Annotated in this window: 15 protein-coding genes; 5 read left to right on the top strand and 10 right to left on the bottom strand. The window is 59.4% G+C overall.

Annotation, left to right across the window (positions count from 1 at the left end):
• Positions 1-565 precede the first annotated feature (565 nt).
• Complete coding sequence (locus DWV00_RS14950) at positions 566-2,164, top strand: hypothetical protein (RefSeq protein WP_115534383.1); 1,599 nt, start codon at positions 566-568, stop codon at positions 2,162-2,164.
• Between the two features lie 523 nt (positions 2,165-2,687).
• A complete protein-coding gene (locus tag DWV00_RS14945; RefSeq protein ID WP_115534382.1) occupies positions 2,688-3,719 on the top strand; it encodes a PIN domain-containing protein in 1,032 nt (343 codons plus the stop codon).
• Positions 3,720-4,247: 528 nt separating this feature from the next.
• On the opposite strand, the gene DWV00_RS14940 is transcribed toward DWV00_RS14945, so the two are convergent.
• Together DWV00_RS14940 and DWV00_RS14935 are read right to left on the bottom strand one after the other, a co-directional pair.
• Entirely contained in the window at positions 4,248-4,913 is a 666-nt protein-coding gene (locus DWV00_RS14940; RefSeq protein WP_115534381.1) for a hypothetical protein, read from the bottom strand.
• Between the two features lie 266 nt (positions 4,914-5,179).
• On the bottom strand, positions 5,180-7,129 hold the full coding sequence (locus DWV00_RS14935) for a carboxypeptidase regulatory-like domain-containing protein (protein WP_115534380.1): 1,950 nt from the start codon (positions 7,127-7,129) through the stop codon (positions 5,180-5,182).
• Between the two features lie 189 nt (positions 7,130-7,318).
• Between DWV00_RS14935 and DWV00_RS14930 the strand changes: the two genes are divergently transcribed.
• Positions 7,319-7,648 carry a helix-turn-helix domain-containing protein gene (locus DWV00_RS14930; protein ID WP_115534643.1) on the top strand — a complete coding sequence of 110 codons (330 nt, stop codon included), beginning with the start codon at positions 7,319-7,321 and terminating at the stop codon, positions 7,646-7,648.
• On the opposite strand, the gene DWV00_RS14925 is transcribed toward DWV00_RS14930, so the two are convergent.
• The 8 genes from DWV00_RS14925 to DWV00_RS14890 all read right to left on the bottom strand — a co-directional run bounded on the left by DWV00_RS14925 (position 7,626) and on the right by DWV00_RS14890 (position 14,205).
• Positions 7,626-8,279 carry a hypothetical protein gene (locus tag DWV00_RS14925; protein WP_115534379.1) on the bottom strand — a complete coding sequence of 218 codons (654 nt, stop codon included), beginning with the start codon at positions 8,277-8,279 and terminating at the stop codon, positions 7,626-7,628. The two genes, DWV00_RS14930 and DWV00_RS14925, sit on opposite strands and share 23 nt — an antisense overlap.
• 1 nt (position 8,280) lies before the next feature.
• Complete coding sequence (locus DWV00_RS14920) at positions 8,281-8,580, bottom strand: hypothetical protein (protein WP_115534642.1); 300 nt, start codon at positions 8,578-8,580, stop codon at positions 8,281-8,283.
• Positions 8,581-8,714: 134 nt separating this feature from the next.
• On the bottom strand, positions 8,715-9,524 hold the full coding sequence (locus tag DWV00_RS14915; RefSeq protein WP_115534378.1) for a DUF4942 domain-containing protein: 810 nt from the start codon (positions 9,522-9,524) through the stop codon (positions 8,715-8,717).
• Positions 9,525-9,579: 55 nt separating this feature from the next.
• On the bottom strand, positions 9,580-10,632 hold the full coding sequence (locus DWV00_RS14910; protein ID WP_115534377.1) for a hypothetical protein: 1,053 nt from the start codon (positions 10,630-10,632) through the stop codon (positions 9,580-9,582).
• A complete protein-coding gene (locus tag DWV00_RS14905; protein WP_115534376.1) occupies positions 10,629-11,546 on the bottom strand; it encodes a recombination directionality factor in 918 nt (305 codons plus the stop codon). The genes DWV00_RS14910 and DWV00_RS14905 overlap by 4 nt, the downstream gene beginning before the upstream one ends.
• 41 nt (positions 11,547-11,587) lie before the next feature.
• Positions 11,588-12,583: a YqaJ viral recombinase family nuclease gene (locus tag DWV00_RS14900; protein ID WP_115534375.1), complete on the bottom strand. Its 996-nt coding sequence runs from the start codon at positions 12,581-12,583 to the stop codon at positions 11,588-11,590.
• 77 nt (positions 12,584-12,660) lie between these two features.
• Positions 12,661-13,632: a DUF932 domain-containing protein gene (locus tag DWV00_RS14895; RefSeq protein ID WP_115534374.1), complete on the bottom strand. Its 972-nt coding sequence runs from the start codon at positions 13,630-13,632 to the stop codon at positions 12,661-12,663.
• Between the two features lie 87 nt (positions 13,633-13,719).
• Positions 13,720-14,205, bottom strand: a complete 486-nt coding sequence (locus tag DWV00_RS14890; protein WP_115534373.1) for a hypothetical protein — start codon at positions 14,203-14,205, stop codon at positions 13,720-13,722.
• A 446-nt stretch (positions 14,206-14,651) separates the two neighbouring features.
• Here DWV00_RS14890 and DWV00_RS14885 point away from each other — a divergent pair, with 446 nt between their 5' ends.
• Both DWV00_RS14885 and DWV00_RS14880 read left to right on the top strand, forming a co-directional pair.
• Positions 14,652-16,556, top strand: a complete 1,905-nt coding sequence (locus tag DWV00_RS14885; RefSeq protein WP_115534372.1) for an ATP-dependent nuclease — start codon at positions 14,652-14,654, stop codon at positions 16,554-16,556.
• Positions 16,553-18,220, top strand: a complete 1,668-nt coding sequence (locus DWV00_RS14880; protein WP_115534371.1) for a UvrD-helicase domain-containing protein — start codon at positions 16,553-16,555, stop codon at positions 18,218-18,220. The genes DWV00_RS14885 and DWV00_RS14880 overlap by 4 nt, the downstream gene beginning before the upstream one ends.
• Positions 18,221-18,241 lie beyond the last annotated feature (21 nt).

Genomic DNA, 18,241 nt, shown 5'->3' with positions numbered 1-18,241 from the left:
TTCCCGAAGCCGCAAAAATCAGTCACGGGCAACGATTTGCCAGCCGACTCGGATGTGGGAATGGCCGTTAAACACATCAAAGCAGCCGTAGATGAGGCCGAGTTCAAGGTCCGGAGAGGGGCGACGGCATCTGTCGTCGTCGCGTTTTCCAACGGTGCGGTGCGCACCTCATCGTCGGGCCGGATTCAGCCCAAGTTCGGCCGCCGGCTTGCTAGTCTCATTGGACATTCAAGCGTCTGCTGTGCCCCGCAAGCGGTCCCCTACCGCCTAGATCTTTGTGAACGCCGATCTCAGTGATCGCGTTGTCGGTCCGGCTCATCACATCCGCTGGAATCCGCAAGGTGCATCCCCACAACTTGACATCGCGCTGCCGGGGCTTTGGTTTCTCGATCAAGATAGAGGACACGCCCCGCCACTAGCGCAGTTAAAGGGGCCACTCTGAGGACAAACTTTTCTGGCAGCCCACACCGGTTGTCCATAGCCACACGTACGCACCGTTGATCGTTCGACATCAATCGGCAAATCACCGACAATCCATCATGACTTGCCGACGACAAGGACGACGATGAGAGAGCTGGATGACGAAGACAGGTCTGCGCTTGCTGCGCTCGAAGCAGAGTGGAATGCGAACCACCTTGAGATAAAAGCGATGCTGCCCCGGCTCGCTGAAGTTAGGCGGAGTTTCGCCCAAAATCCGTCCGACGAGACCGAACGCGCCATGCGACAGGTCGAAGAGGATACACTTGCCATCCATGAGCGCAGCGCTGAGATCCTCCAGAGGATGCAAGTACTTCTCGAAGTAACGGATGCGGACCTTGAGTCCATGGGAAGGTCCGGTGAGGAAATGCCGCGCTACCATCGCGAGCAGTTGACCGCAGACCAGGTGCCGGCGAACGATCGTGTGGATCTTCTGCTTGAGCGAACGTACGAGCAGCTTCTGAAGCTGCTACCAGGGACCAAGCTGCGTGAATATCGCGAACTGGAATTGGATTTGCCCTGGGGTGCGGGAACGAACGGCATACTCTCAATCGTCAAGGGGGTTGTCCCAGAAATCGAGAATCCGCGGATACATCGTTTCGCTCAGTGCATTCGTACCTGCGATACCTTCCTTTCGGGAAGCCAAACGTACGACATGTTTGCCGGCGCAAGCTTGATACCTCAAATTGCACGGCTTGCTCACCGGATCGACGTGCTGTCGGAGATTCCGGGCGCCCGAAAGCGCATCCGTTCGCTCTGGAACGGAGCGCCGAACGAGGTGGACTCGACCATGTTCGAACTTCTGGTGGCTGCGGGCTGCTCCGTAATGGGGCGCTCTATTGAGTTCCTCGACCCGAAGGGCGGAAAAACGCCAGACCTGCGATGCCACGATCCCTATCCGCTGGTCATTGAATGCAAGCGCAAGCGGGCGCTTACGAGTTATGAGATCAAAGAAGAGCTCATTATGCGTGAGCTCTTCGTCAAGCTCGACGCTGGCGCGCGAAGTGCAGGTATGTGGGGCACGTTTTCGCTGAACCTTTCCGTCGAGGCGCAAGCGGCACCGATTGATGAAATAGTTGAATATTTGTTGAGATGCCGGCATCTACTAGGCTCTCAGCCGCCCGAGACTCAGCCTTGGGGAACGTGGGACTATTCGGAGCTACCTCATTTCAAGCCCATTGGCGTCCGTACACGCATGTATTCGCCGATCATGCTTGATGAGGTCTTCGATTGGAATTCCGATCTCGCAGAATGGGATGGTCTCGTGTGTCGCGTCGAAAATCACGAGGAGTCGACGACCGATGCTGCTGAGAAGCCAGTCGGCCTTCGGTGGGTGAACACCAACGAACAGGCAGTCAAGAAGCGCTCATGGGGACCGATGTCTGTGCTGGGTGAGGCTATCGAACAAATTCCCCCTGGCGAATTTGGAGCTGTCTTTATCGCGAATCAAGAAGGAGCGCGAAGCGCGATTGCAGACATGCGGACGTTCAATTTTGCCAAATGGATAAAGGAGGATGCGTCACATTCTGCAAATATCCGCGTCCCTTTTGGACGACTCTTCAGGATGTATCCACGGCCGCTCGAACATGGTAGACCCGACTTCATCGAGAGTTCGATTAGCTTCATCGCAGACTACGGCGACGACGAACTCCCGAAAATGTTCCCGGGTAACGTGATCGTGCGCTGATGTACCTATACTAGCGCCGCCGACGCTGTGTCAGAGCCAACTGCAGTTTCAGCGGTACCTGACTGAGAAACATCGTCTCCGTGCAACCGTAGACTGGCGACTGGCTCCCTGTGCGTTCTACCGGCTGTGTCCTGAGATCCGCAACGGTGTCTGGACTTTTTCGGATGCTGCGCTCGTAGATTGACTAAGCCAGTGAATTGAAGCCAATTTCGTTAGGCGAACGGGAACTAACGGCCGTTGAACTTCGGCAGCGGTTCTTGCGGTCGCCGAAATTTGGGCGGCGGCTCCGGGGCGGCAGCGAGCGAACGTAATCATCCGTGCCGACAACAAGCCGGCTGTCGCCGCAGACATCTGCACGGTAGCCTTGCAGTCGGCGGCAGTTGTTGGCTATTCGAGAACTGCTGGTCTCGAAGCGGCGAAGGCCGCGGCGGTACAGGCGGCCCGTTGTTTGGCCGCCACGCGCCAGTAAAACGTCTCCGGTCCCTTAGAATTTCCGTTTTTCCATCGTCGAAAGAGGAGCGGCATGGCTATACGGCTTCTGGTTGATACCTGCGTCTGGCTCGACCTCGCGAAGGACTATCGCGAGCAGCCAGTCATCAGTGCGCTCGAAGACCTTATCGAGAACGACCATGTCGAACTGGTCGTGCCGCAGCAGGTGCTGGACGAATTCGACAGAAACACGGCCCGTATCATCGACGAGGCCCGGCGCGGTCTGCAGTCGCATTTCCGGTTGATCAGGCAGGCCGTGAATCAGTTTGGCGAGGACGGCCGCAAAGCCGAACTGCTGGCAGGACTGAACGAGGTCGACCACCGGATCGGTGTTGACGGCGACGCGGTAGGCGGTTCGATCGAACGCATCGACAGGCTTCTACGCAGCACACCCGCGCTCGCGATCAGCGACACGATCAAGCAGCGCGTCACCGAACGCGCTCTCGCGAAGCACGCTCCCTATCACCGCGCGAAGAACAATGTGGGAGACGCCATCCTCGTCGAGATGTACGTCGATGTGGTTACTGGCGCGACCGAGGACGCACCATGCGCGTTCGTCACTCACAACACGAAAGACTTCAGCGATGCAAACGGCGATTTTCGAAAAGCGCACGCCGACCTCGTGCACCTGTTCGATGAACCGAAGTCATCCTACTGGATATCGATGGTTGAATTCCTGAAGGACTACTGCCCCAATCTGCTTGGCGAACACGACTTCGAGTTCAATTACTCACAGGAAGCGCGGCGGCTACCGGAGATCCTCGAAGCCGAACACCTGTTGTTCCGGCAGGTCTGGTACAACCGCCACCGGAACCTTCGCCACGGGATTGAGACTGGCAATCATCATGTCGTCTCGGAGAAGGACTACAGCCGGAACCCGTACCGGGCAGACCAGACGCTCGATACCGTATGGGAAGGCGCACTCGCTGCCGCAAAGAGGACTGAGGACGAGGTCGGCATTCAGAACCTCGGCCCATGGGACGACTTTGAGTGGGGAATGATCAACGGCAAGCTCTCGGCGTTGCGATGGATTCTCGGGGACGAATGGGACATGCTGGACACGTAGGTGTCTCAATCAAGCGTCCAAGCAGCACACACACTAGCATCGTTGAGGGTTGTTCGGCGCCTGCCGATATCGGTATGACTGTGCACATGCTGCGGCGCGTGCCGGCATGCGTTGAACAAGCCTTGCTGGAGGAAACCGCGGAGTGCGCCGATGCGGCCGGAGTGTCGCACGGCTATGGGGATTGATGGGTAGGGACGGTCAGCGGTGGCGGAGAATGGCCGGTCGAATCACACACCGGATGAGCGCCGGTGCGGTGGTGATGTTGCACGAAGCCGCCGTGGCGAGGATCACTCGGCGATGCATGGTGCGGCGTGACGCGGCAGGCACAAACGTCCGCTCGTGGGTCGCGTTGCCGCGAAGCCGACGTTGGGTATGCCGGAACCGTTGCTGCACTGTAATCCAGCCTTTTCCAACGCGATCCAACAAAAAAAGAAAGTGCGCCGCGGATGAGGCACACCTTACGGCGCGCCTCAGTATGCGGGCTTTCTGCCAAGGTGGGTGCTCCGCGAGCTTTCGAGGCGTGAGGCTTCAGCGATCCTCTTGCCAGCCGTTGTCCGTTTTCGTCATCGCTATTTTGCCGCTGAACGTTTCTTCCAGCCCATCGTCGTACTGCTCGACGGATTCGTTTCCGTTGAAGAAATTGTCGAGCAGTGTTGTACTGACGTTCGGACACGTTTGCCGCATGGCGCGCTCCATCGCCGCCTTGGCTGTCCGCGGAGCATTGTTCACGAGCTGGTCGCCGCTGAGAAGCAGCGGCATGACCTTTTGGTATTCTGCCCAGCCGTCCTGGTGGGCAACTTCGTACGCTGCTGCATCCTGGCCCGGATTCGCTTGTATCCAAGCCTGCTCATCGGCTTTCCACGCGTTCTCGACTTCATGCGCATGCGCGAGCTGCGTCTTCAGGTTGTCAACCTCCTTAACGTATTTCCCGCTGGCATAGGCCTTGATTTCGGGCGTCGGCTTCATAGAGACCGTGTACTTCACGTCGATGAGGTAGTGATCGTCACCCTGGGGCGTACCATTCACCTTCTTGAAGTCTTCAAGCTGGAAGTACTTGCAGTCGCCCAGCGCATTGACGATCGCTTGTTTCGCGTCGTTTTCAGAAGGGGCGCTGTGCCCGCAGGCTGAAAGCATGGCGGTCGTTGCGATACATATGGCGAGCAGTGCGAATCTTGTGCTGCGCGTGCTTTTCATGATTTTGTTTCCCGTTGTCGTGAGTGAAGTAGGAAGCATGGAGTCCGGCGCTGGTCGGAGAGCAGGTATAAAAAAGCCGACCGATGGGCTGGTCGGCAAAGACGCTCCGGCTTGATCCGAGGGCTATGCCGGAGCATGAGAGCGCTTTGGGTTAAGCGAGCCGACGTTGCGTCGGCCACTAAGACGATGCAGTCCGGTAAGCCTAATGGGAGCCAGCCGGACCGTCCGCGTTAATAACCAGCGCGACGTACAACGAACCGATGCGATCAGTTCTTGTACTGCCAGGTGTTGACGTAGAAGTCGCCGTCGACCTGTTCGAGTAGCGCGATCAGACGACGCGAATCGGATGGCAACGGATTTTCCGTGAGCAGATTCGTATCCGTCGCCGAATAGTTCGTGCCGCTTTGACCGATAGCTGGGCTGCTGTAGTAGTCAAAACCGAGCGTCGCAACGGAATTCGGCGCTTGAGTCACCTCGCCCGTCAAGATTGACGTCGGCGTGATCGGATTGAGAGCTGATTCTGTCCAATCGAGCGAGAGACTTGAGACGCCCGCGCCTGTGGCCGATCCGCCGGTCGTCAGGAAGTTGCTGATGACATCGGTTCCCAGCGTTTGCCAAGCCACCTGAGCCCCAGCTTGCGGAGCTTGAATCGCAGCGATGTTGACCACGGTCTGAGGCGTGCCGATCTGTTGCTGACTCGGGTTATACAGCGTCACCGCATACGCTCCGAACTGTTGGATGGTGCTCGGATCGCTAGACTGCGATGCATAGTCCGACGTGCTCGGTACCGTCACGCCGCTACCCGAGATCGGCGACCATGCCCACTTATATTCGGAACTCGTGCCCTCGGACATTGTGCACGTCGTGCTTACCGGGAGGCCGGGGCAATACATCGGAACCGTGCGCGCCGTTGCCGGGAATGTCAGATAGGCACCGTGGCCGCTGAGCACCAGCCAAACCCCGTTCGCCGGCAAGCCGGGGCCCGTCACCAGTGCGGAGCCAACGACCGTCGAGTTGCCATTTACTGTCACGGTAGTCGGGATCAGGAAACGCAGCCCCGATTCGTAGCGGTTATTCGCTGCGTCCGCCTGATCGACATATTGCAAACGACCCACGAACGAAGCGATGTAAAGGTCGTATTGCTCCTGATTGCCGATCAACTGCCAACCGTTCGCCGTCTGCTGCACGAAGTCTGAAACAAAGCCGGGCTGACCCGAAGCGTTCGTGTACAGCATGTAGATGAGCGCGACAGGCCCCGTGGTGTTCGGGATCGTGCCCGCGGGCAGCATCGCCAACGTCTTGATGCCCGTTAGCTTAACTCCCGCAACATACGGTTGGGGGTGCCGCGCTTGCGGCGTCGAGAAGCCTTGGTTCAGATAGTTGGCGTCGATCGCCTGCGTACACGCGGCGGCGCTCGTGATGCTCGCTCCACCTTGCACATCGGTCATGCACTGGCTGATCGAGGCTTGGAAGCTCGCCAGGTAGTTGGCCGGTTGCGAGGGCGCAGATAAGGTAGTCGATACCGACGTCGAGCTATTGAGCTGGATGGCCGTGTTCGGATCGGCGAGGCTCGTAATCTGAAGACCCGTTCCCTTGGTCGAGGCCGTCACCGAAACGGAATCGATAACGGCGTCAAGGCCAGTTTGGTTCGCCGTGAAGGCTGTCGCGATCGGATCGAGGGTACTTGCCACGTTGTTCGCACTGAGGATCGGACCCAATGCTTGGTCGAGTACCTTCTCCGCGTTCGAGACATTAGCCGGCGTAACGGTTGAAGGACTTGTCAGGAGATCCGCCGGATTGCCCGAGGCCATCATCAGCGCCGCGACCGCCGTGGTGAGTGGGGTGACGTTTGCGGTCAGCGAGGTACTGCTCGAGGTGAGTGTCGGCACGACCGAATAGAGGAGACTGGATGCTCCCGACGGGTCTTGCGCTTCCAGTACGAGCGGAGCGGTCAATCCTTGCACTGAGACGGTGTAGCTGCCGTCCGCGTTCGACGTTCCCGTGGCCGTCTTGCCATTGGCGTCGATGACCGTGACGGTCGCGCCGGCAAGCGCCGTCCCGATCGCAACGGTGCCGCCGATGGAGGTTGCTGCTTGTTGGCTGGGTTGAGAACCCGTGGAGGACGTGCCGCCGCCGCATGCGGCAAGTAGGGTAAGAGAACTGAGGGACGCGCCGAGCGCGATTCGAATTCCTCGGGTGGGACGCTTGTTGTTCATTTCTTCCGATTTCCTTTCAAAAATAATTGTCGTGTTTACTCGACAAAATAGGGCGCGAGTCAACCCTGGGGGGTACGCCCTCAGAGCGCTATATCGGCTCGTGTCGGCAAAAAATGAAGAGTAAACACTACGTTATTTGAAGTGTATACAGCGTCGAGAATTAGTCGACAGATGGGCATCCTGCTCGGCATGACTGCCAAGCGCTCTTCCTCATCCCGTGTCCCGCCGGCGCCGATCTCCGTTGCCCTCGGCAAACGCGTCAAGCAATGCCGGCACGAAGCAGAGAAATCGCAGGAAACGCTCGCGTTCGAGGCGCACATCGACCGCACCTACATCTCGACAATCGAGCGCGGGATTGCCAATCCGACCATCGAGGCGCTCGCGAATATCTGCTACTCGCTGAACATCACGCTCGCCGAGCTTTTCGCGCCGTTGGACGGCGTATCGCTGAAACCTACTGGAGAGCGCCGTGCCAATGCTGCGACTCCTCCTGAGATCAAGCGCAACCGCCTGAGATAACGGCGGGCGGCGGCTTGGCGATCACCCGGATCGAGACAGCGGTATCGAGCGTAACCGGATAGGCTTCAGTCTCAGTCACGTACGTTGGACGCTTACGATCGAAGAGCAAGCGCGCGTTGCACGCCGCGAGCCTTGGTTCAGCCGCGGCCGGATCGAGCAGTAGCAGAGCGTGGGGCTCAAAGGTTCGCTTGTGTTGCCGCCCCTCGATGCCGACAACCAGCGCTGCGTGCACATCGCGAACGCGGCGGCGACGCCAGCCGACGATGGCGGGCCTTCCCCACTGCAGTTCACGTTCACTAAAGTGAAGAATTGAGCCTCGGCCGTCGGGTAACGCAACCGGCCGCACGCCCAGATTCAATTCCCAGACGAAGCTTTCAAATTCCGAGAGCGTGAGACCGTGCAGGTAGTACGACCATGCCCGATCCCAAAAAGCCGCTTCCGGACCGGTGTCGCTTCGAGAAAGCGCGACCGGATCGGTCAGCTTGCCCAGCAGCGCAAGCGCCATCGCCACGCAATGCAGCGCACTGCCGCTGTCCCAATGACCCTGGCGGCTAAAGAGCGGGACGCCGGAGTGGGCGAGGACCAACTGCTGGCCGGGCCGTAGCGCCGGATGAAATTTCTGGATCAGCATGTTAGTACTCGCCTGGCAGCAGGAACGTCGTCGCGTAGCGGTCTGCTTCGGTAATGAGCAAGACAGTGCGGCCACCGGCCAGAACATAGCCCGATACGATGCGCTGTCCGGCAACGATCGCTTGTTCGTTCTGTTGACGATCGGAATCGGACAGCTCACCCCAGTCGCCGCGCAGGTGCCTAATCAGCAGGTCGACAATCGAAATGCGCGCCTCGGCGATGACTTCCAGCGCGCCGGGCGTGGCAAGGATGCGGCCGAGCTTGAAACGCGGACCGGTGTGATGAATCGAAGGAAGATTCAAGATAAATTTCTCCTGGAAACGGTCGAGCACTAGCCTCCGGTCCTGCCGGATGCGTGAGCGTTGAAATCAATCGGAAAAGGGTGATACGGGATGCGCGTGTGCTGGCAGCGTACGCAGCGTCAGAAGCCAGCGAGCTACCGCGTTTCGGCGGCGAGTGCGTTCGGGTAGTGTTTCGCGAGGATGCGGTTCATGCGCTCAACCAGATCGGCCCGTGCGAACGTCAGATGCCCGTTGCCGTTCTTGAACCAACGTAGGTTGAAATAGGTGTGTTCGGCTTCGGCGAGTCTTGCTTGCCGAGCGTCCGAGACGAGGGCATAAGCCCCGAGCCGGTGATCCGGCTCGGGCTTGCCGTCGAGTATGCAGAACGCGCGCACGAGGTCGTCCAGTTCGTCGGTGACGCGATGATTCGTGCAGCCGTCCGACAGCAGGCGTTTCACGATGATTCGCTTGCCGAACTTGAACGGCCGATTGGTCTTGTAATCCCAGGACAGTCGCCTGAAACATTGGATAACGCCGCGCTCGAACATATCGCTGCGCGCGCCGTACAGTTGTGCGAACGTCGCTTCGATATTGGCCGTCGTGAGTTCGGGCACATCGCCTTCGGAAAGCTGTCGATCCCATTGCTCTCGGGCTTGGGCATCCATGAAGGTGCGCAAACCCGACTCGGACAGCAGATAGCTCCAGCCGCGCACGTCGATCACGCGGACGATGGCGCCCTCAGCCTCGTCGCGCTTTGCATACTCACCGGTAACGGACGGCCTGCCGCGACAGGCGTACGCATCGTCGAGTACCAGTCGTGGAAAACCGAGGTGAGCCGCCCCTGCGATCTGTTCGGCCTCGGCGAGCAGATCGAGCGCGGCGTGTACGCGCTCGACGACTGCGACGCGCTGGTTGGCGAGATTGGCAATGCTGACGCTTTTGACGAGGTCGGTGGTTGTATCCATGACTTTCCATATGGCAGACGGTTAAAGAGAAAACGCCGGGCGCAAGGCCCGGCGTCTATGCCGCCGTGTGGCGTGCGACGAGTTGGCGGCGCAGTGCAGTAGCTTTTGCCTGCGAACATCCAAGACGGCGTCGAATCTCCGCGACGGTGGGGCGCAGACGACCCGCAGCAATGTCCTGGGCAAGCTGAGTCACGTCGTCACCGGGGGAGCCGACGTCCGGTGGCGGCGTAAGCGGATCATCACGCGGGGTGCGACTAGGAGTCATGCTGTTTTGACTGCGCGATCCGCTTTCGTGACTCGCAGTCTCGTCGATGTGACTTGCCGCAGCGTCCGCTACTACGGGTTCGGTTACGGCAGTCACGGCGGGTACCGGCTCGACTGCTGTTAGCGTCGACTCGCTCACGACTGGTGCCGGGACCGGTAACGGCGACGCCCCTAGTGCGAGCACCCAAAGTAGGCAAGCGACCCCCTCCACGACTGCGGCGAACATCAGTCCCGACAGCAGATCGACGCGCGAGGCAGTCGTGCCGAGTAACGCCGCAAGTCGCGATGCGACCGGATCGGCGAGTAGTGCGTCACGTTGGGTCGTGACTCGGTCCTCCTGAGCTTCACGACGCCGAATGTCGCCGGCTTCGGCGTCCAGCGCATCGCGTCGCGCAGCGAGCGACGCGCGACGTGCACGCAGGCTCGGGCAGTAGCCCGCACAACGCCGAACGTTGGCGGAAGCGAGCTGTGTCTCTACGACCGCGCGCTCCGCCACGACGACCGTAAGACTGCGACCGGCCGGCAACACTCGCACTGAGACCGACGCAGCACGCCGTTCACCAGCGTGCATCTGCGCCAAGAGAAAAAACGTCGCGTGACCGAACACGGTTGCCCCCATACAGCCCAGCCACAATCCGGTGGCGACGACCCGAAGCCGTGGGGCAGTTGCGTGCGCGAGCGCCGGTAACAGATGGGCGGTCACGACGAGGACGACTCCAATCGCGACCCACACTAGTCGCTCCGGCAAAGTGCCGCCGCGCTGCCATCCCGACAGGATGGACAGCGTGACGGCCGTGCCTGTGGCCGTGACTGCTAGGGCCAAGGCCCAGCGCTGCGTCGTCATGCCGCCGCTCCGCCGAGCAGCACCGCCTGCCGCTCGAGCTTTTCGCGCAGCGTTGGTCGAGCGGCCGATCCGGTCTCGGTGGGCGAAGGTTCGCTGCTCGATTTCGTCGGTTCCGCTGACGGATAGAATTCTTCCGCCACCGCCGCCTGCTCCTCAGCGCTGTCCTCGAACGCTCCGCTGGCAAATCCGAGACGCGCAACTGCATCGAGCGCAGCCTGGTCGAACCCTGCGGATTTACGTCTAGCATCGAGTTCGCGCGCCTGCGTTAGCGCTTCCTCAAGCGTGCTGCCAGCACGGACCGACAGATCGACGTAGTAGATCGGCGTCCTATAGCTTTGTGCTGTACTTTTTCCGCGCAGCTTTAGTTCGAGTGGCAGGCAGGCGAGAAGGTTGCTGGACACCGCAGCGAAGTAATGCAAGCGCGCTGCGAGCGTGCGGATGCTGTTAAAGCCGCTAGTCCTGAACAGAAAGCTGTCCATTTCATCCTCGTCGCCGATCAGCACGTTCAGCCGCGCATACGGCTTGCAGCCGCCTTGTTGGCCGAACGTGCAGCCGTCGGGCGAAACGCAGGGTAGCGTCTCGATACCCTTGTCGGTCGCGCGCTTGCAAGTTTGGCCGTCGCCGACGCACACGGGCCGGCCGGTGTCGCGATCGAACAGGCTGTAGTCGGCCCGCAGGTTCAGATCCGGATCGTTGAAGAGCACCCGAACTGGAATCGCGCGCAGCTTGCCCGGAGTCGCTTTGCGCAGTTGCTCATTGAGTGGGTGGAGCAGCCACTCGCCGCGTTGTTGAACTTGGGTAGTGAGGGTGAACTGATCGTCTTTCTCGGGCAGTCGCTTGCCGGCCCTCTCGACAATGCGTCCGATTGAAATCCGCCCGACGACGGGCGGGGTAATAGCCAGACCCTTGAGCATGGTGGTCCTCAGAAAAGGAAGAAAGTTGGGAGAAGTGGGAGTCAAGCGGAGATGAGAAAGCGCCGAGAACCGGGTTTCGAATCGGCGTATTGCTGTTCCAACTCGGGGTGTTCAGCGAGCAGCCGTTTCAGGTCGACTGTGGACGAATCGCGGCTGCGCTTGAACGAGACCGCACCGGTCTCGAACACGGCACGTGTTGCTTCGCCCATCGCTTGTTGGATGGTCTGCTTTAACTGTGCTTCGATTGCTTGGTGCGCTTCGATCTGCTCGCGTACAGCAACGAGGTCAGCGAATACCGACGAGAGTTGCCGGTCGTCTGTGAAATCGACCGTGTCTCCATTACCCGGATAGAGATGGCGTAGTGCTCGGTCCGCAGATTCGGACCCGTCCGCAGGCGGTGGCGTATCCGATTCGACGTAACGCCAAAAGCGCGCTTCGAGTTCGACGAGCCGGCCGATCAATGCGTCGTCGCGTTCGATTCGATAAACCTCCAGCGCCTGGCCGCAAAGCAAGACGGCGACATGCGCCGCTGTTTTACCGGTGACGGCCAGTTGGTGCTGCACTTGGATCTGCACGTACTCCGGGACACCTTCTCGCCAGAGCCGCGTACCGAACTCCCCCGCCGTTTTGCATTCCAAAATGGAGACATCGCGGCACCCCACTACTTCACGATCGAGATTCGCGAGCATGAAAGGGATCGTGGGGTGCCGCAGCACGGCGTTGATGCGTCGAACCCGGTTGCCGGTTTGCTTGGTGTAGGACGCGGCAACGATTGGCTCGAGCAGCGTCCCCCAATAAGTGGGCGATGTCGTGTCGTCTGGAGCCGGGCGGGGCATGCTTTCGGCTCGTCCCGTTTTGTCGAGCCATAGCTCCAATGTGCTCATGTACGGATTAAGTCCTACTGCCGCGGCGGCATCTGATCCGCCGATGCCGGTGCGACGAACGGCGAGCCAGTCGTCCCGGCTCAATTCCTGCGTTTTGACGAGTTTGAGCGCCGGTCGGCGCATACGTGGCCCGTCGGGTTGGCCTGCACTCATAGTGCCTCTCAAAACAAAGCGGCCCGGCAGGAGAACCTGACCAGGCCGAGGGTGAAGGGGAACGGGAGGTCGCAGGCTCACACGACGAGCTTGAGCGCTTCATCCCACGCACGTTGCTTGATGTTTGCACCTTGCCCGAACCACGCCGCGTCGCGACGGTGATCGTCGCTTCGCGCGCGGCGGTGGTGATCGACGTACTCTGTCACTGCGTTGAGCAACCCCCACGCCGTGCCACTCGCCGAAGAAAGTTCGGCTCCCTTGCCGCGCCCGGCGTAAAGCTGCCCGACCGCCTTGATGGCGCGCTCATTCACGGAGAGGACTTCACGATCCGCGACGTTGGCGGTCGAGTAGGTGAGCACGCGTCGAAGGAACGCTTCGGCGGCCGTGTCCGATACCTTGTGTTCGGCCAGTGCTTTCGTTCTCGCGATGAACCTGTCCCACGAGGAGATCGCAATGCCGAGCTGGCGTTTGACGGCTTGAGCGTCGAACTGCGAACGATGCGGGACCTTGACCGTGCCGACGTTGTCTCCCCCCAAGGCAATTTGCAACGTGTTGTTGCAGACAACGCGAACCGAGGTGAACTGAGCGGTGGTGGCGAGGGTTCCGTCGCACGCGGTCGCCAACAGAAGGTAACCGTTGACCTGATCTTTTCCCTTGAGCGTCGCACTCTGCCCGGTTCGGGCTAACGCCCAGAGCTTGCGGCCTTCCTTCAGCACGCCCGCGGTTTCGAGCTGAAAGCCACCCACTTCTGTGAGATCGCGGTAGAACTCCAATATCTCGGACGGCTGTACGACTTGGTAGCGGGCAGAGACAACGGATAGGGGGGCCTTGGTGTCCGAGCGATAGAGCACTTTCTGTTCGGGGAAGGCATGGATTGAGCCGAGATTGTGGTTGCCGGCGGCGACGAAACGCACTTCGGCTTCTTCGATGCTCCAGTCCATCCCCGCAGCACGTGCCCAAACTTCGAGCGGTTGTTTCGGGGCGAGCTGATGGCCGAGGCCGTGCCAGGGAGTTGAGCCTACATAGGCCATGTTCTGTACAAGGTGCACTTTGGGGACTCCTGTGAAATAGGTGCATAAAGCCCGGCGCGGGCCGGGCTATGTGAAAGGAATGAATCGGAAGGAAGGGATGAAGCGTCAGCCAGGACGGGTGGAGAAGACGAATCCGCAGGCGAGACACCGCAAACCGTTGAAGACGCGCTGATCGAGCGCGTCGCCGAAGGCCGCGCCGGTCGCGCAGCCTGCCGCGCCGGCGACGAGGCCCGCGAGAACCGCGCCAGCGATGCCACCGCATATCGTGCCGATCGGCCCTCCGAGCGTGCCAACGACAGCGCCGGTTTCCGCGCCGGACAGCATGGCGGCAGCGCCGCTCGTGGCGCCCGCCGCTGCGCCGACAGCACTACAGATACGTCGTGCGAGGTGGCGTGGCTCGGTGTGGAACGATGCGCAGGACGGGCACGGCCACACCGGGCTCCCTTGATCGGGACGGTAGCGTGGCGATTCGCCATCGTCGTGTTCCGGCGGTCGATGTCCGTGGCGAAGCCGATCGAGTGCGGATTGCCACGCCGGGTCTTCATCGTAGTCACCGTCGTCGTAGGGGCGGAACGGGCTACGATCATGCATGGACCGGTGTCTCGGATGCACGGGCATAAGCTTCGCGCCTGACCTTGCAGACATGGCGGCAATGACACGCGGCCACCATCGCGCCACAGAGGAAGGCGATCGCAAAAGAGATTAGAAAATCGAGAGGGGAGAGCATCACCGGACTCCTGAGGCAGGTTCGTCGGTGCGGAGGTGCACAGACGGAGTGGCCATTACTGGCCGTGCTCTCGGAGGTGATATAGGGCTCAAATATTCTTGAATAGTCGGGCGCAGGCAGCGTTCGAAAAGGTGGGCCTACCTGGGTCTTGAACTTCGATACGGCTGCGGCTCGGCTCCAGTTGCGCGGATGGTGAGTGTCGTCAGGTGCTGGCGGCGCGCAAATGTAGTACCAATTGCGAGACAGATGCTACAGTCGGTTTATCAGCTATGTTTACGAAAACGCTTTGTCGAAACGGGGTGTGGGGCGTATGAAACTACAGAGCATCCGGCTGTCCGGTTTTCTGTCATTCGGACCAGACGCAACTGAACTGACCTTCAACGACATTACATACTTGATCGGGCCCAACGGCTCGTGCAAGACGGCGGCACTTCAGGCTCTATGCCGTCTGTTCGCCTTCGATCCCTCATTGAGACGGATTCAGCGCTCGGATTTTCACGTTCCATACGACGAGGATGCTGTTCCGGACGAAAGACAACTCTGGATCGAAGCTGATTTTGTCTTCCCTGAACTCGATGAAGATGGCGAAAATTCGACGGTGGCACCGCACTTCAGCCACATGCGCTTGGACACCGCTGATGGCTTACCGCGAGTTCGGTATCGGCTGAGTGCCACAATGGGAGTGGATGGCGATATCGAGGAAACCTTGGTCTATGTGCTGGATCTGAATGGTGACGGGTCTCCCCTGACGACTGCCCAGGTTCCACGAGCCGAAAGAAATCACGTGCAGGTTCACTACCTGCCTGCGCGCCGCGATCCTGCGGAACACATTGCGTACAGTACAAGTGCGTTGCTTGGGCGGATGCTGAGAGCAGTTAACTGGGAAAACGAGCGCGAGGAAGTCAAAGGCTTCACGGACCAGATTAGTGAAAGTCTCGCCGCAAACCCCTCCATTGCGGCTTTGAGCGAGAGCTTGAAGACGACCTGGGGTACATTGCACAAAGGCAGTTTCTTTGCCGATCCCCATATCACCTTTGTCGCATCCGAAATTGAGGCCCTTCTACGACATTTGTCTGTCTCCTTCTCGCCCGGACACGACGAAGAACTAGTCGATTTCTCTAGACTGAGCGATGGTCAGAAGTCCATGCTCTACTTGTCTCTGGTGCTCTCAGCCCAGTCCATTGGGCGCGCCGTCCTCGCCGGCGAGGACGATTCATTCGACCCGGATAAGCTGCGTCCGCCCGTATTTACGATCGTTGCGCTCGAGGAGCCCGAAAACAGCCTGTCGCCGCATTACCTGGGAAGGATCGTGAATGCGTTGGTGGCCATGACGGGAAACGAGGACGCGCAGGCCCTCATCGCCACGCACGCGCCCTCCATGCTGAGGCGAGTCGACCCGCAGCACATTCGCTACCTGCGACTCACGGATGAACGTACGACAAAGATCACGCGCATTCGAATGCCCAAGAAAACGGACGAGGCACACAAGTTCGTTCGGGAGGCTGTACAAGCGTACCCTGAAATCTACTTTTCCCGGTTGGTCATCCTGGGAGAAGGTGACAGCGAAGAAATCGTCTTGCCCCGAATCCTGCGTGCCAAGGGCGTCCCGGTGGACGAGTCCGCAGTGACTGTCGCGCCACTCGGAGGCCGGCATGTCAACCACTTCTGGCGCCTGCTCTCCGCGCTCGAAATCCCGCATCTCACCTTGCTCGATTTGGATGTCGCCCGGTATCAAGGTGGATGGGGACGATTCAAATATGCCAACGATCAGTTATCGGAGTACCGAGCCAAAGACGTCCTTCCTGAAAATTACGGAATTCCCAAGTGGAATTCAGACAAAAATAAGGTCCGAAAGTACCCGTGGTACATCGAGGCGCTTGAAGCACGCGGAGTCTTTTTCTCTTTTCCGATGGACCTCGACTTCGCGATGCTTCTTTCCTATCCGGATGAGTATGGCGTTGAATCGAATCCACCGAGTGAGCCCACCATCAAGGCCGTCCTCGGCGACAGCCACCACGATGCCAGCCAATACAATGCGAACGAGCTCGGCCTGTTCGGCACCTATCACAAGCGCTTCAAGCTAGGTAGCAAGCCGGCAGCCCACATCGACGCATTGGCCCAACTGAGCGACGAAGAACTCCTCGCTGACATGCCTGAGTCTCTGAGTCGCCTGGCGGACGCGGTGATCGCCAAGCTGGAGGAGTTGCCAGAGTGATCGCAGCGGACACCTGGCATCCAGCAGATGGGCTGACGCTCGAACCCAACGCCTGGCGCGCGGCGATGGAAGCGGAACGCTGCCTTGCCCTGACAGCGGGGCCGGGGGCGGGCAAGACAGAAATGCTGGCACAGCGCGCCGACTTCCTGTTGCGTACCGGAACCTGCCCCTATCCAAAGCGGATACTGGCTATCTCGTTCAAAGTTGACGCCAGTAAAAACCTGAAGGAGCGTGTGAAGTGCCGGTGCGGTTCAGATATGGCCGCGCGGTTCGACAGCTACACCTTCCATGCCTTTGCGAAGCGGATAATTGATCGGTTTCGTCCGGTGCTAACCGGGCAAGATGCCCTTGATGTCGATTACCGGATTGGTGGCCAGCGAGTCGCGCGACGCCAGATCGAATTCACGGATCTGGTGCCTCTGGCTACCCAGATTTTGAGAATCTCGGCCGTTGCCCGTCGTGCTGTCCGTCAGACCTACAGCGACGTCTTCTTGGACGAGTTTCAGGACTGCACTAACCACCAGTACGAGTTGGTGAAGATTGCCTTTCAAAGAACGGCCATCCGCCTTACGGCGGTCGGAGACACGAAACAGAAGATTATGGGATGGGCGGGCGCTCTAGACGGTATCTTCCAGACCTTTGCAACAGACTTTGGTGCGGTGCCGCTCAACATGTACCGCAACTTCCGTTCGAAGCCCCGCCTGTTGCGCATGCAGAACGAGATCATCCGTGTGATGGACCCATCTTCTGTTATGCCCGATGAGCAACTTGGAGGTGAGGAGGGGCTCATCTTCGCGTGGCGTTTTCCGGACAGCCAGCAGGAAGCTGAGTTTGTGGCTAACGCAATTGACGGCTGGATCAATCATGACAAGCTTGTACCGTCGGAAATCGCAATTCTGGTCGCCCGACAACCCGACCTGTATGCCGACCATCTGATGGCAGCGATGGAGCGGCGAAATATCCCATTCCGAAATGAGCAGCAGATCCAGGACATTTCGGTAGAGCCAGCCGCAAGACTCATCGTTGACTACCTGTCCTGTCTGTACGGGCAGCGCGCGCCCAAGGCTTGGATTCGTCTAATGGACCAGTTGATTCCTTTCGGTGATGAAGACGTCCAGGCCAACATGCGGCGAAACACCCAGCGCTTCATAGCGGAGCAGCGGAAAAAGGCTGTTCTTGTCGAATCGTTGGGCGAGCCTGCAACGGATTGGTGGGAGTCCGTACGTGAATTCTTGCGCCATGTGGGGATCGAGACCCTGTCAGCACTTTCGCCGGACTACGAGTCCACGGCTCGATTGAAGGAGGTCATTGCTGACACCAAGGTTCGGATCGAAGAACTGCTGAAGATCGAGCCTGACTTGCCGAAGGCACTAGAGCGTTTTTCCGACGATCAGGCAGTACGAATCCTCACCATACACAAGAGCAAAGGGCTCGAATTCGATTCGGTGGTCATTCTCGGTGTCGAAAACCAAACGTTCTGGGGCAACGCAGATGCAGAGCGATGTGCTTTTTTTGTGGCGGTCTCTCGGGCGAAGAGTCGTCTTGTCTTGACCGTAAGCGATCGCCGACAAATGCCTCCGTCGAATCCCTACCGATGGCAGGAAAATAGAACGACTCACAACGAATTCATGGCCTATGCCACGCCGTTTCTCAGCCTCCCATAAGCGATGAATCGGTGGGGGCAT

The organism is Trinickia dinghuensis (assembly GCF_003367175.1).
Lineage (GTDB): Bacteria > Pseudomonadota > Gammaproteobacteria > Burkholderiales > Burkholderiaceae > Trinickia > Trinickia dinghuensis.
This window is presented reverse-complemented; position numbering and strand designations above follow the sequence as displayed.